Origin of the sequence: Paenibacillus thermoaerophilus (assembly GCF_005938195.1) — a bacterium.
GTDB classification, from domain to species: Bacteria; Bacillota; Bacilli; order Paenibacillales; family Reconciliibacillaceae; genus Paenibacillus_W; species Paenibacillus_W thermoaerophilus.
Genome location: NZ_VCQZ01000041.1, coordinates 1 through 14,641, shown reverse-complemented (window position 1 = coordinate 14,641; position 14,641 = coordinate 1). Strand labels below are relative to the sequence as shown.

The 14,641-nt window shown below is 59.8% G+C and carries 11 protein-coding genes and 1 riboswitch; of the genes, 9 read left to right on the top strand and 2 right to left on the bottom strand.

All coding sequences use genetic code 11. The features are described from left to right. Positions 1–119: 119 nt before the first annotated feature. Both FE781_RS16980 and uvrC read left to right on the top strand, forming a co-directional pair. Positions 120–800, top strand: a complete 681-nt coding sequence (locus FE781_RS16980) for an HD-GYP domain-containing protein (RefSeq protein WP_138788133.1) — start codon at positions 120–122, stop codon at positions 798–800. A gap of 123 nt (positions 801–923) precedes the next feature. Further along, the gene (gene uvrC, locus FE781_RS16975) at positions 924–2,807 is read left to right on the top strand and encodes an excinuclease ABC subunit UvrC (protein WP_138788132.1); all 1,884 of its coding nucleotides are present in this window, start codon (positions 924–926) and stop codon (positions 2,805–2,807) included. Between the two features lie 69 nt (positions 2,808–2,876). Here uvrC and FE781_RS16970 read toward each other — a convergent pair whose 3' ends face one another. Further along, positions 2,877–4,544 carry a CPBP family intramembrane glutamic endopeptidase gene (locus FE781_RS16970; protein WP_170209401.1) on the bottom strand — a complete coding sequence of 556 codons (1,668 nt, stop codon included), beginning with the start codon at positions 4,542–4,544 and terminating at the stop codon, positions 2,877–2,879. Between the two features lie 233 nt (positions 4,545–4,777). Then, a riboswitch (cyclic di-AMP (ydaO/yuaA leader) is annotated at positions 4,778–4,935 on the top strand. Positions 4,936–5,022: 87 nt separating this feature from the next. On the opposite strand from FE781_RS16970, the gene FE781_RS16965 reads away from it, so the two are divergent. From FE781_RS16965 to FE781_RS16950, 4 genes are read left to right on the top strand one after another with little or no spacing between them, the layout of a single operon-like run. After that, positions 5,023–6,369 (top strand): TrkH family potassium uptake protein, encoded by a 1,347-nt coding sequence (locus FE781_RS16965; protein ID WP_138788130.1) that lies wholly within the window; start codon positions 5,023–5,025, stop codon positions 6,367–6,369. Positions 6,370–6,400: 31 nt separating this feature from the next. Continuing rightward, positions 6,401–7,741 carry a TrkH family potassium uptake protein gene (locus tag FE781_RS16960; RefSeq protein WP_138788129.1) on the top strand — a complete coding sequence of 447 codons (1,341 nt, stop codon included), beginning with the start codon at positions 6,401–6,403 and terminating at the stop codon, positions 7,739–7,741. Between the two features lie 46 nt (positions 7,742–7,787). Further along, a complete protein-coding gene (locus FE781_RS16955) occupies positions 7,788–8,450 on the top strand; it encodes a potassium channel family protein (RefSeq protein WP_138788128.1) in 663 nt (220 codons plus the stop codon). A 42-nt stretch (positions 8,451–8,492) separates the two neighbouring features. Further along, positions 8,493–9,602 carry a nitric oxide synthase oxygenase gene (locus tag FE781_RS16950; RefSeq protein WP_138788127.1) on the top strand — a complete coding sequence of 370 codons (1,110 nt, stop codon included), beginning with the start codon at positions 8,493–8,495 and terminating at the stop codon, positions 9,600–9,602. Between the two features lie 22 nt (positions 9,603–9,624). On the opposite strand, the gene FE781_RS16945 is transcribed toward FE781_RS16950, so the two are convergent. Further along, complete coding sequence (locus FE781_RS16945) at positions 9,625–10,539, bottom strand: LysR family transcriptional regulator (RefSeq protein WP_138788126.1); 915 nt, start codon at positions 10,537–10,539, stop codon at positions 9,625–9,627. Positions 10,540–10,920: 381 nt separating this feature from the next. On the opposite strand from FE781_RS16945, the gene FE781_RS16940 reads away from it, so the two are divergent. The 3 genes from FE781_RS16940 to sdhB are packed head-to-tail and all read left to right on the top strand — an operon-like array spanning position 10,921 to position 14,096. Further along, positions 10,921–11,559, top strand: a complete 639-nt coding sequence (locus FE781_RS16940) for a succinate dehydrogenase cytochrome b558 subunit (RefSeq protein ID WP_138790797.1) — start codon at positions 10,921–10,923, stop codon at positions 11,557–11,559. Between the two features lie 20 nt (positions 11,560–11,579). Next, the gene (gene sdhA, locus FE781_RS16935) at positions 11,580–13,340 is read left to right on the top strand and encodes a succinate dehydrogenase flavoprotein subunit (RefSeq protein ID WP_138790796.1); all 1,761 of its coding nucleotides are present in this window, start codon (positions 11,580–11,582) and stop codon (positions 13,338–13,340) included. 3 nt (positions 13,341–13,343) lie between these two features. Further along, positions 13,344–14,096 carry a succinate dehydrogenase iron-sulfur subunit gene (gene sdhB, locus FE781_RS16930; RefSeq protein WP_138790795.1) on the top strand — a complete coding sequence of 251 codons (753 nt, stop codon included), beginning with the start codon at positions 13,344–13,346 and terminating at the stop codon, positions 14,094–14,096. The last annotated feature ends 545 nt before the right edge of the window (positions 14,097–14,641 follow it).

Here is a 14,641-nt window from a genome sequence, read left to right as displayed (position 1 = left end):
TCCAATGTCGTATAACTGTCGTTGTACGACTCGAGCGGAATCGCCACCGACAAACTCTATCCGATAACTATTATCGGTAAGACAGGGGTCTGGGAAAAGTTCTCATCTAGGAGGTTGCTATGAATTCTGGGTTGACGGTCGTCGGATCGCCGGTTCGGAAGGTTCGTCCAAGCTCGGATGTGCCCGGATGGAAGAACATGCTGAAGAACAAGCACGCTCCGACCTACACGCACTGCATTCGGGTGGCCAAGCTCGCGCACATGCTCGGAACCGCCATGAGGCTGACGGAAAAAGAACTGGCCCAGCTCGGGACAGGGTGTTGCTTGCACGACATCGGAAAGCTCATGATTCCCAATTCGATCCTGAACAGCTCGAAGCCGATGACCGACCGGGAGTGGCGCCTGATGAAGCTTCACCCGGAGATCGGCTCGGACATATTGGAGAGGACGACCTCCGTCGATCGGGAGGTTATCGAAATTGTCAGGCACCACCACGAACGGTGGGACGGCACAGGGTATCCCGCAGGTCTGAAGGGCGCGGACATCCCGCTGTTCGCCCGCATTTGCTCCGTCGTCGACGCCTTTGACAGCATGATCTCGGAACGGCCTTACCGCAAGCGCCGGACGATAGAAGAAGCCGTCACGGAGCTGATCGCTCACGGGGGAACGCAGTTCGACACGGCGATCGTCCTCCAATTCGAAGCCATCGTCAAGGATGTGCAGTATTTATATCCGATCAAGATTCAGGCGAACGAATCCTCGCGGACACGGCACGAAGAGAGGGCGGACACTCAAGGGTGATCGGCCCGGTTCGTTTCTTCCGTGCGGCCCCGTCCGTTGCGACCCGCTTGTTCCCATTGGAACGGCGGGATTTCTTTTTTATAATAAAGAGAATAAAGGGATGGAGGAGAGGGGGACAGGACGTTGGCTAATGAGATCATCCGCCACAAGCTGGCGCTGCTGCCGGACAAACCGGGCTGTTACCTGATGAAAAACGCGGACGGCGCCATCATCTACGTCGGCAAGGCGAAGGTGCTCAAAAACCGCGTCCGGTCGTATTTTACCGGCAGCCATAACGTCAAGACGCAGAAGATGGTCGGCGAGATTGCCGATTTCGAATATATCGTCACGAAAAACAATATGGAGGCGCTGATCCTCGAATGCAACCTGATCAAGCAGCATATGCCGCGCTACAACGTGCTGCTGAAGGACGATAAAACGTTCCCGTATATCAAAATTACGAACGAGCGTCATCCGAGGCTGGAGGTGACGCGCCGGGTCGTGAAGGACAAGGCGAAATATTTCGGCCCTTACCCGAACGGCTACGCGGCCCAGCAGACGAAGAAGCTGCTCGACCGGCTGTATCCGCTGCGCAAGTGCAGAACGATCCCGGACAAGGTCTGTTTGTATTACCACATCGGCCAATGCGTCGCTCCGTGCGAATTCGAAGTTTCTCCCGATGAATACGAGCGCATGATCGCGGAAATCTCGCGGTTTTTGAACGGCGGCGCCGGCGCGATCAAGGAAGAGCTGACCGCCCGAATGATGGAGGCGGCGGAGGCGCTTGAGTTCGAGAAAGCGAAGGAGCTGCGCGATCAGATTCATCAGATCGACCTGCTGATGGACAAACAGGCGATTACGACCGCCGACGTGACGGACCGGGACGTATTCGGCTACGCGGTCGACAAGGGCTGGATGTGCGTCCAGATCCTCTATATGCGCCAAGGCAAAATGATCGAGCGCCACGCGACGTCGTTTCCCTTCTACGGCGAAGAGGCGGAGGATTTCCTGACGTTTGTCTCGCAATATTACAGCGAGAACCCGGCTCTGCCGAGGGAAATTCTGCTGCCGGAGCTTGGCGAAGGAGGCGAGGACGCGGCCGAAGGGCTGCAGCAGTGGCTCGGGACGAAGGTGCTGACGCCGCGGCGCGGGGCCAAAAAATCGATGGTCGCCATGGCGGTCGAGAACGCCCGGCAGGCGTTGGAGGAGAAGTTCCGGCTTATCGAGCGCGACGAGCAGCGGACCGTGCAGGCTTCGGCCAATCTCGGCGAACTGCTGGGCATCGGCCCGATCCGCCGGATCGAAGCGTTCGACAACTCCAATATTCAAGGGACCAGTCCGGTGTCGGCGATGGTCGTGTTCGTCGACGGCAAGCCGAGCAAAAAGGAGTACCGCAAATACAAGCTGCGCACCGTGCAGGGACCGGACGATTACGAATCGATGCGGGAGGTCATCCGCCGGAGGTACGAGCGCGTGCTGAAGGAAGGGCTCGAGCTGCCCGATCTGATCGTGGTCGACGGCGGACGCGGGCAAATCTCCGCGGCGATCGACGTGCTGGAGAACGAGCTTGGCTTGTTCGTCCCGGTCTGCGGCCTCGTGAAGGACGCGAAGCACCGGACCGCCCAACTGATGACGGGCGATCCGCCGGAGCCGGTGCCGCTCGCGCGCGACAGCCAGGAATTTTATCTGTTGCAGCGCATTCAGGACGAGGTGCACCGGTTCGCCGTCACGTTCCACCGCCAGACGCGCGGCAAATCGATGACGATGTCGCGGCTTGACGCGATCCCCGGCATCGGCGAGAAACGGCGCAAGCTGCTGCTGAAGCATTTCGGCTCGATCGCCCGCATGAGGGAAGCGTCCATCGACGAGTACCGCGAGATCGGCATCGGCGACAAGCTGGCGAAGCAAATTCTCCTCGCGCTGCGCGAGGAGGAGGCGAAGTCCGACGGGGGCGCGGAGATGCCCGCGCAGGTCGCCGAAGGTGCGGCGCCGTACGGGGCTTCGGCCGGAGGCCGGGCGGAATCGTGAGGGAAGCTAAAACGGCTTCGCCGTCCTGGGAAATCCCAGGGCGGCGAAGCCGTTTTGTCTTGGAATGCGTCATGCCGGCGGATTCGGCATGGCGGGAGGAGTCGGAGCGCCCCGTCCGGAACGCCGCTTCGTCCAGGCGGACATGGCCAGCGCAACCAGAAACGGCGAAGCGGCAAATACGGCGGCGGAGGCGATATGGATCGGCGAAGGCTCGATCGTGATCAGCTCGACCGCCGTCATGAGGCTGTTGGCGGCGGCGTGCGCGAACACGACCGTCCAGAAGCCGTACCGCAGGTAAGCGAAGCCGAACAGCAATCCGAACAGGGTGACCTCCCAGATTCGCGTATAGAACGGGTAAAGCGGGTAAGCGGCGTGTCCGATCGACCAGACGAAGCTGGTCAGGATGACGGCCGCCCATTTGCTGCGGGTAATCCGGTATACGATGCTGATGCCGAACAGCCGGAAGATTGCTTCCTCCTGAAACGCCGCGATCCAGGCCACAACCGGATAAAGCCATATGAACCGCAGGTTGAGGGAGGACGTCTGCGGATCGTTGATGCTCCACATGCCGAAGTAGGATTCCGCCACGAAGAACATGAAGGCCTGAACGCCGATCATAAACAAGGCGATCTTGTACCCGCGCTTCATCGCGGTTATCGTTTCTTCTGCGAAGCGCGGCGAGCGGGGATGCGTCCAGAGATTCCAGCCGACCTGGCGGGTCATCTCTTCGCCCGCGACGAAGATAAAGTACAAGCCGACGATCAGCAGCAGCTCGATACTCATCGTAAACGCCGTCTCGATCCATTCGACGATGTCCGGGTAGAAGACGTCGCCCTTCATCGCCAGCAGCACGGGCGACATGTTCCAGTGGTGCAGAAGCGTCAGGATGCCGACGACGATCGAAAGCGCCGCTCCTCTCGTGAACGAGGCCTGCTTGCGGTTGATGATCGCCAAGATCAACGCCGTCAGGCAAAACGCCAGCAGCAGGCCGTAAAAGGCAAGCGACAGCATCGCCGATATACCGTCCTGCCGCTCCTGCCAGTCGCGATGGTGCAGCGGAGGCTCGAAGCCTTCCCGGTATCCGACGATTTGCCCATCGTGAATGTACACGGTGCGGACCAGCTCCGCCTCCCCGACGACGGCGGACGTTTCCGTGAACCGGTACGCTTTCCGCGGTGAGAACGCCCCGAGGTCCGGTTCGAGCGCCGATTGCGGGGTGCGAACGTGCAGCTCGGACGTATCCGGATTGATGCCCTTGGCGCGCAAATACTCGCGGGCGAGCTTCTCCTCGGTCTGGCGGTCTTCCTGAGCGTTGCCGCTCGTTTCTTTCACCCAGCCGATCACCTTCGGTTCAAACAGGCTGACGTAGACGTAATAGCGGAAACGATCCGATTCAAATTCGGCTTTGTAGTATTCGAGCGGGTACCGGTCGGCATAATGTCCGGCGTATTCGCTTTCCAAGCCGTACCGGACGAGATATCCGTTCATGTGTTTGTTCGTGTCGTACGCGATCTGGGCCGCCGCCGCGTTCGCTTCCCCGGGCGATTCGAGTTCGGCGACAAATTCCCGCGCCTTGTCCAGCGCGGCGTCCTTCCCGATGCGGTCGTGGACGGACGGAAGCTCGGCCGCGTCGCCGGAGGGTCCCAACGGCATAAACGTCAGAACGCCGTACAGGATGACGCCGACGACGGCGAGCAACGTAAGCGACAACTTTTTCGGGGATGAGGTCGAGGTCATGGGCACGACTCCTTTTATCAATGGCAAGGGAAAGGATTCCATCCCTTACCGTATCATACGCAAAGCGAAGTTGCCAATAGAAGCGATAGCCTTACCATTCCCTCGATTTCACGACTTATCACCCGCTAAAATCGCTTACAGTCCGCTTAGTCCTGCGATTACGGCGAAAATCCGCGTTCCACGGCGTTTGTCCCCGAAACGCCGCTGACTTATAATCGTAGTCATATTGCGAATCGAATAACAAGCCGAATTTCTGTTTGAAAACGGGGGAACCATGTTAATGGAAGTCTATCGATTTCCAGCCGGGGTGAATTTCGCGCAAACGCCGCGAATAGGGGGCCTGTCGACCCGAATCCGTCAGCTAACCTCGTAGGCTTTAATGTCAGGAGACCGCTACCGTTAACGGCATTGGGTATCCAGTGCCGTTTTGTGTTTATGACGCGTGTATCGGCGGTTGTACGCCGGGAGGAATTATCCGATGAGCACGTCATCGCGATTGCGCAAGTTTCAATGGACGCCGCCGAGAATTCTCGTGCTGGGCTTCGCCGTTATCATCTGGATCGGCGCGCTGCTGCTGACGCTGCCCGTCTCATCGAGCTCCGGCGAACGACTGCCCCTGCTCGACGCTTTGTTTACGGCCACCTCCGCCACTTGCGTGACGGGACTTGTCGTCGTGGATACGGGGACCTACTTCTCTGTATTCGGCCAAGCGGTGCTGGCCGTGCTCATCCAGGTCGGCGGCCTCGGCTTCATGACGATGACCACGCTGTTCGCGCTGCTGCTCAAAAAGCGGATCACGCTCAAGGAGCGGCTGATCCTGCAGGAAGCGATGAATCAGGGCAGTATGGAAGGCATCGTCCGGCTGATCCGCAAGGTCGCGATCTATTCGCTGACGATCGAGGGGATCGGCGCGCTGCTGTTCGCGATCCGGTGGTCGTTCGACATGGAGCCGGGGCGGGCCGTCTACTTCGGCGTGTGGCATGCGATCTCGATGTTCAACAACGCCGGCTTCGACTTGTTCGGCGAGTTCCGCAGTCTGACGCTATATGCGGACGACCCGGTCGTCAATCTGGTCGCGATGGGACTGATCGTCTCCGGCGGCCTCGGCTTCGCGGTTTTGTCCGATCTCGCCGAGTTTCCGAAGCGGCGCAGGCTGAGCTTGCATTCCAAGGCCGTCCTGAGCATGACCGGATTCCTTATCGCCGTCGGGGCGGTCGTCATCTTCGCGCTCGAATATTCGAACGGCAAGACGCTCGGCAGCCTGGACGTGTCGGGCAAATTCTGGGCTTCGCTGTTCCAGTCGGTGACGCCGCGGACGGCCGGCGCCAATACGATCGACATCGCGGGATTGAGCCAGGCGACGCAATTTTTTATCGTGCTGCTGATGTTTATCGGCGCCTCCCCGGGATCGACCGGCGGCGGGATCAAGACGACGACATTTACCGTGCTGATCGGGGCCATGCTGGCGATGATCCGGGGCAAGGAAGATGTGGTGCTGTTCCGGCACCGGCTGGCCGGGGAGCGCATCTACAAGGCGATCACGCTGACGATGTTCGCGTTGCTGCTGGTCGTCGTCATGACGATGGCGCTGTCGACGACGGAGGATCATCACTTTCTGATGATTTTGTTCGAGGTCACGTCCGCGTTCGGAACGGTTGGGCTTTCGATGGGGCTGACGCCGGATTTGACGGACATCGGCAAAATCTTGATCTCGCTGACGATGTTCGCCGGACGGCTCGGACCGGTGACGCTCGCGTACGCCCTTCGGCCGAAGCCGGATAAGGAGCTGTACCGGTATCCGGAGGGCAGAATCACGATCGGATAAACGATTGGCGATTGCGGAAGAAGGGGTTCATATGCGGCCTGCAAAAAAATCGATAAGGCTATCGCCTTCCCAGGTGCTTGTGCTGGGCATGCTCGCGGTCATCTGGACGGGCGCGTTCCTGCTGTCTTTGCCGATCTCCTCGCAGGAGGGAACGAGGCTGCCGCTGATCGACGCCTTGTTCATGGCGACGTCGGCCGCTTGCGTCACGGGTTTGGTCACCGTGGATACGGGCACGTATTTCTCGATATTCGGCCAAATCGTGCTGATGATCCTGATGCAGATCGGCGGTCTCGGCTTCATGACGATGTCCACGCTGTTCGCTCTGATGCTTCGCAAGCGCATCTCGCTGAGGGACCGGCTCGTGTTGCAGCAGGCGCTCAACCAGAACGACATGTCCGGTCTGGTCCGGCTCGTCCGCAAGATTATTCTGTACTCGTTCGTCATCGAGACGGTCGGCGCCCTGCTGCTCGCCATTCGCTGGTCGTTCGACATGTCCGTCGGCCGCGCGGTTTATTTCGGCATCTTCCATTCCGTCTCGATCTTCAACAACGCCGGCTTCGACCTGTTCGGAGAATTCCGCAGCTTCACGCTGCATGTGAACGACCCGATCGTCAATCTGGTCGGCATCACGCTGACGATTCTCGGCGGCATCGGGTTTATCGTCATGGCCGATCTCATCGAATGGCCCGAGCGCAAGCAGTTGTCGCTTCATTCCAAAGTGGTGCTGACGACGTCGGCCTTCCTGATCGCGGCGGGCACCGTTGTGGTGTTTGTGTTCGAGTTTACGAACAGCAGCACGCTCCAGCCGCTGAGCTGGTCCGGCAAAATACTGGCCTCTCTCTACCAGGGAGTCACCCCGCGTTCGGGCGGAACGGCGACGCTCGATATCGCCAGCATGCGCCAGGCGACGCAATTTTTCATCGTGATCCTGATGTTTATCGGCGCGGCTCCGGGTTCAACGGGCGGGGGCATCAAGGTGACGACGTTTGCGGTGCTGATCGGCGCGATGGTGGCGATGCTGCGGGGCAAGGAGGATATCGTCATGTTCCGCAACCGGCTGGCCAAGGACCGCATTCACAAGGCGATCACGCTCACGCTGTTCGGCATCGGCACGGTCGCGATCATCACGATGCTGCTGTCGGCGTTGGAGGACCGGCATTTTCTGATGATCTTGTTCGAGGTCACCTCCGCGTTCGCCACGTGCGGCCTCTCGATGGGCCTGACGCCCGGGCTGTCGGAGCTGGGCAAGGTGATCATCACCGTGACGATGTTCGTCGGGCGGCTCGGTCCCGTGACGTTGGCATTCGCCTTGCAGCCGAAGCCCGAGAAGGAGCTGTACCGATACCCTGAAGGCCAAATTACAATCGGATGATCTCCCCGAGCGGGTTCGATCATCCCACAGGAGATAAAGATCAACGATGAAAAACAAGCAATACGCTGTGATCGGTCTGGGCCGATTCGGCTCCAGTCTCGCGAAAGAATTGGTTCGCCTGGATTTCGAGGTGCTTGGCATCGACATCGACGAAGAAGTCGTGCAGGAGATGCAGGACAAGCTGACCCATACGGTGGTCGCCGACTGTACGGAGGAAGAAGTGCTGCGGTCGCTGGGCATCCGCAATTTCGACTGCGTCATCGTGGCGATCGGCGACGATATCCAATCGAGCATCATGACCGCCTTAATATTGAAGGATCTCGGCGTGAAGCAGGTCGTGGCCAAAGCGCTGAACGAGCTTCACGGCAAGGTGCTGGAGCGGATCGGCGTCGACCGGGTCATTTATCCGGAGCGGGATATGGGGATTCGAGTGGCGCATCAGCTCGTGTCGCCGAATCTGCTGGATTATATCGAGCTGTCCAAAGATTACACGGTTGCGGAGCTGTCCGTCTCGAAGCGGATTTCCGGCCGGACGCTGCGGGATCTCGATCCCCGGCGCAAGCACGGATGCAGCGTCGTGGCGATCAACAAGCACAGCGGCGTCATCATCGCGCCGATGGCGGAAGACCGCGTCGATGTCGGCGACGTCATGGTCGTGATCGGCACCAACGAACAGATCGACTCCTTCGAAGAAGAAGTGAACCGGTAGGCGGCGGAGGATCGGCATCGGAAAGGGAACAGGGCAAAACGTATGCATGCGACGACCAATCATCAGATTTACGGGCAAGCGGAAGCGTTTATCCGGACTTGTTACCGCGAATTGGGCAAGACGGAGGCGGAGGCGGATCGTCGGCTGAGGCAGATAGGCGAGGAGATCGCGCGGACCGGGACCTATGCGCATACGGCGGAGGAATTAACGCACGGCGCGCGGATGGCTTGGCGCAACAGCAACCGCTGCATCGGCCGGCTGTTTTGGCAGACGCTCGAAGTGTTCGACGCCCGCGGCGCGCGGACGGCGGACGACATGGCGCAGGCGTTGTTCGACCACCTCGCCTACGCGACCAACGGCGGACGCATCCGCCCGGCGATCACCGTATTCGCGCCGGCGAGCGGCGGGGGAGGCGGAGCTTCCGCGGGACCGCGGATCTGGAATCACCAGTTGATCCGTTACGCGGGTTACAGAGGCGCGGACGGCCGCGTGATCGGCGACCCCGCCTCCTTGGCGTTGACGGAGGTGTGCATGCGGCTTGGCTGGCGCGGCGCGGGCGGCCCGTTCGACGTGCTTCCGCTTGTCCTGCAGCCCGCCGGGGTAAAGCCGGTTCTGTTCGACATTCCGAAGGAACTGGTTCTGGAGGTCAAGCTGACGCATCCGACGTTGTCCTCGTTCGAAGAGCTCGGACTGCGATGGTACGCCGTTCCCTGCGTGTCGGACAAGCGGCTGGAAATTGGCGGCGTGTCGTATCCCGCGGCTCCGTTTAACGGTTGGTATATGGGAACGGAGATCGGGGCGCGCAACCTGGCCGACGAGTACCGGTACGACATGCTTCCGGACGTGGCGAAGCTTTTGGGACTGGATACGTCCACAAATGTGTCGCTGTGGAAGGATCGCGCGCTCGTCGAACTGAATGTCGCGGTTCTCCACTCCTACAGAACCGCGGGCGTCAGCATCGTCGACCACCATACGGCGGCGGAGCAGTTTCGCCGCTTCGAGGAGCAGGAATGCGCAGCGGGGCGAAAGCTGACGGGAGACTGGACCTGGCTGATCCCGCCGATGTCGCCGGCGACGACGCATATGTGGAACAAAAGCTACGATCCCGCGATCGTGCCTCCGAATTTCTACGATCAGGAGAACGTCTGCTAATGCGATGCCCCTTTGGACTGATTTACGGGGCCAGGCGGGACGAGAAGCGCGCCTGAACCCGGCCGATCCATTCGAGCGTTTCGGCCGCCAGCGAAGTGTTGCGCAGGAAGATCAGCGAAGTCGTGCGGGTCGTCAGCTTCAGCTCCGGCACTTCCAGCATCTCCAGGCCGTTGTAGTCCAGCAGCACTTCGCGCATGTAGGAGCGGGGCAGCAGCGTCGCCAGGCCGCATGTCGCCGCCATCCTCACGGTCGCCTCGAAGGAATCGATCTCCATCCGCAGATCGGGCGCGATGCCGTACCTTTCGAGCAATTCGTCGACCAGCACTCTGTACCACGCGCCGCGGGAGAACAGGATCATCGGCAGGCCGTCGAGCCATTGGATGTTGGGAGCCGGCGCGGGTCCCGAGGCCAGCAGCGGATGCCCGGCGGGCAGCACCAGGCACAGATGGTCGTCGAACAGCGGCACGCATTGCAGATCGGGCGATTCGAGCGAAGAAGCGATCAGGCCCAGATCGACCTTCTTGTCGCGGACCATCGCCACGATTTCGTGCGTCTTGCCCGTCAGGGCTTTGATGTCCGCGTGCGGGAATTCCCGCGTGTACATCGTGACGAGATCGGGAAGCGTGGACTGCAGGGTGGTCAGACTGGCCCCGATCGTCAGGCTGAGCGAAGCGCCGTTGCGATAGTCGTTCAGATTTCGCTGGAATTTATGGTTGAGCCGGCGGAGCTCGATCGCGTGATCGTAGCACATCCGGCCGGCTGCGGTCAGTTCGAGCCGCTTGCCTTTGCGCTCGAACAGCGTTACCCCGAGATGTTCCTCCAGTTTGCTGAGCCGTCTCGACAGAGCCGGCTGAGACAAATTCAGCACCTGGGACGCCTTGTTCAAGCTGTTATGCTCGACGGCGGCCACCAGCACGTCCAAATCCTCTACCTGCATGGACGTCATCCCCCTCTGTGATGTGCGGCTTCCGAACGGTTGCGCCGATTCATGGCGCAGGCACGGTGTCCCGCATTCGTTCGTCCGCCTGTTCCATCGTTCATATGCACAATGTGCATAAAGAGATATGTCAAATCGACACTTCCATTATAAGCGAAACAAGGTTAGGATGAATAGTGTCACAAATCGTCCACATTCCGGCTGATCTTCCGTCCTTCGGGCAAAACTAATCGCGGACAGCCGAGGATCGGGAAAGGCTGGACGCCTGTCGAACGCTCCCGATTTGCCGCCGAGAAAGCGGTTGACGGTCAATTTTGGCAGGGGTACAATGGATGGTGGCTTTTCACAGGCACGTAAACAAATAGGGAGGAATGCTTTGCCATGGCGGTCAATTCGTTCTACACGCGAAAGCTGCACTCGCTGCTGGGCGTCATTCCGATCGGGTTTTTCCTGGTCGAACATCTGCTCACCAACTACGAAGCGTATCGGGGCGGTCACGCGAAATTCCTGGAGAAAGTCGAATGGTTGAACAGCCTGCCGTTTATTTTTCTGCTTGAGCTGTTCGGCATCTGGCTGCCGATTCTGTTCCACGGCGTGTACGGCCTGTATGTCGCTTACCAGGCGCGCAACAATCCGGTCCGGTACGGTTATTTCCGCAACGTGATGTTCACGCTGCAACGGGTGACCGGCGTGCTGACGCTTATTTTCATCGTCTGGCACACGTTTGAGACCCGCGTCCAAGTCGCCCTCGGCAACGCCAAGCATGAGGATCTCGGCAAATTGATGGTCGACATCCTGACGAATCCGGTATTCTTCGCGCTGTATGTGATCGGGGTGGTCTGCGCGGTGTTCCACTTCTGCAACGGCATGTGGTCGTTCCTCGTCAGTTGGGGAATCACGGTTGGCCCGCGGGCGCAGCGTGTATCGACCTACGTCTGGATGGCCGCTTTCGTCTTCCTTTCTTTTGTAGGAATTATGGCACTGACGGCGTTTGTCGACCCGAATTTCTTGAACACATAAAAAGAGGGGCGTGACGGGTAATGGCTAAGACTAAAATTATCGTTGTCGGCGGCGGCCTGGCGGGCCTGATGGCCACGATCAAGGCGGCGGAAGCCGGCGTTCAAGTCGACCTGTTCTCGCTGGTTCCGGTGAAGCGTTCCCACTCGGTGTGCGCGCAAGGCGGAATCAACGGTGCGGTCAATACAAAAGGCGAGGGCGACTCCCCTTGGGAGCATTTTGACGATACGGTATACGGCGGCGACTTCCTTGCGAACCAACCGCCGGTTAAAGCGATGTGCGAAGCGGCCCCTGGCATCATTCACCTGATGGACCGGATGGGCGTTATGTTCAACCGGACTCCCGAAGGTTTGTTGGATTTCCGCCGTTTCGGCGGAACGAAGCACCACCGCACGGCGTTCGCCGGCGCGACGACCGGCCAGCAGTTGTTGTACGCGCTGGACGAGCAAGTTCGCCGATGGGAAGTTGCCGGCTTGGTGAAAAAATACGAGCATTGGGAATTCCTCGGCGCCGTTATTGACGAGACGGGCGTATGCCGCGGCATCGTCGCCCAAGACCTGCGCTCGATGGAAGTGCACACGTTTGCGTCGGACGCGGTTATCCTCGCGACGGGCGGTCCCGGCATTATTTTCGGCAAGACGACGAACTCGGTCATCAACACCGGCACGGCCGCAAGCGCCGTGTACCAGCAAGGCGTGCGTTACGCCAACGGCGAATTCATCCAGATTCACCCGACCGCGATCCCGGGCGACGACAAGCTGCGTCTGATGTCGGAGTCGGCCCGCGGCGAAGGCGGACGCATCTGGACCTACAAGGACGGAAAGCCGTGGTACTTCCTTGAAGAGAAATACCCGGCCTACGGAAACCTGGTTCCCCGCGATATCGCGACACGGGAAATTTTCCACGTGTGCGTCGACTTGAAGCTGGGCATCAACGGGGAGAACATGGTTTACCTCGACCTGTCCCACAAAGATCCGAAGGAGCTGGACGTCAAGCTCGGCGGCATCATCGAGATTTACGAGAAGTTTATGGGCGACGACCCGCGCAAAATTCCGATGAAAATTTTCCCTGCGGTCCACTACTCGATGGGCGGCATGTGGGTGGACTACAACCAGATGACGAACATCCCGGGATTGTTCGCGGCGGGCGAGTGCGAGTATCAGTATCACGGGGCGAACCGCCTCGGCGCGAACTCGCTGCTGTCGGCGATCTACGGCGGCATGGTGGCCGGACCGAAGGCGATTGAATATATCAAGGGGCTGGACAAACACGCGGAAGACGTGCCCAGCTCGGTGTTCGAACGGGCCGCGAAAGCGCGCATCGACCAGTACGAGTCCCTGCTCAAGATGGACGGCACGGAGAACGCGTACGTTCTGCACAAAGAGCTTGGCGAGTGGATGACGAACAACATGACCGTCGTCCGCTACAACAAGCAACTGGAGCAGACGATCGACAAGATCAAGGAACTCAAGCAGCGCTATAAAAAGATCAACATTACCGATACGGCGCGTTGGAACAACCAGGGCGTCGCTTTCACCCGCCAGTTGTGGAACATGCTGGAGCTGGCCGAAGCGATGACGAAGAGCGCGCTGCTCCGGAACGAAAGCCGCGGCGCGCATTACAAGCCGGAATTCCCGGAACGCGACGACGCGAACTTCTTGAAAACGACGATTGCGACCTGGACGCCGGACGGCCCGGTCATCAGCTACGAAGACGTCGACGTGTCGCTTATTCCGCCCCGCAAGCGGGATTACACGACGGACAAGAAAAAAGGAGGGCATTGATCCATGGCGGACGCGAAAACGGTCAAGTTTATCGTCACGCGGCAGGATAGCCCGGACAGCAGCCCCTATACGGAAGAGTTCGAGGTTCCTTACCGCCCGAATATGAACGTCATCAGCGCGCTCATGGAGATCCAGCGCAATCCGAAAAACGCCAGCGGCAAAGAAACGACGCCGGTCTGCTGGGAATCGAACTGTCTGGAGGAAGTGTGCGGCGCCTGCTCGATGCTGATCAACGGCAAGCCGCGCCAGGCCTGCACCGCGCTGATCGACAAACTGGAGCAGCCGATCCGGCTCGCGCCGATGTCGACGTTCCCGGTTGTGCGCGACCTGGTCATCAACCGCGAGCGCATGTTCGCGGCGCTGAAGCGGGTCAAAGCGTGGATTCCGATCGACGGCACGTACGATCTCGGTCCGGGGCCGCGTATGGCGGAGTCCAAGCGCCAATGGGCTTACGAGCTGTCGAAGTGCATGACGTGCGGCGTCTGCCTGGAGGCTTGCCCGAATGTCAACGACAAGTCGGACTTTATCGGACCGGCTCCGATCTCGCAGGTACGCCTGTTCAACGCGCATCCGACGGGCGAAATGAACAAGCACGAGCGCCTGCAGGCGTTGATGGAAGACGGCGGCATCGAGGGCTGCGGCAACTCGCAAAACTGCGTGCGTTCCTGCCCGAAAGGCATCCCGCTCACGACGTCGATCGCCGCGCTCAACGGCGAAGTGACGAAGCAGATGTTCAAGAACTGGTTCCAAGTCTAAAACGGAGAGCGGACCGCCAGCTATGGCTGGCGACTGGCAGCCCCGGCATTGCGCCGGGGCTGCTTTTTTTGGGCACGGCCGGCCGCAAGTCGCCCAACGGGACTGGCGAGCGCCTGCCGTTGGCCCAAAGGCAAGGGTGCCCGCGCCGCCAGGCGGAACCGGAGGCGAACGCATGGGTCAAGGGACGGGGCGCGACTCATTGGCGGCAGGGCTCAAGTATCCGCAGCAGAGGTGCTCAGCAGCGGGCATGCAACACAGTAGCAATAAATGCGGGCTTATCCCATAGAAGCAGGCATGTACCCCTTAGACCCCCATGCCGCTAATGCGGCACCAGCAGATGATGAAAATGGGCGAATGCGGTACAATATTCCTGCGGCTGGTGGAGGGAGGTCGTTTATCCCATAGAAGCAGGCATGTACCCCTTAGACCCCCATGCCGCTAATGCGGCACCAGCAGATGATGAAAATGGGCGAATGCGGTACAATATTCCTGCGGCTGGTGGAGGGAGGTCGTTGTTTCTTGGTGCTGCGAGCCCGACTCTTAGA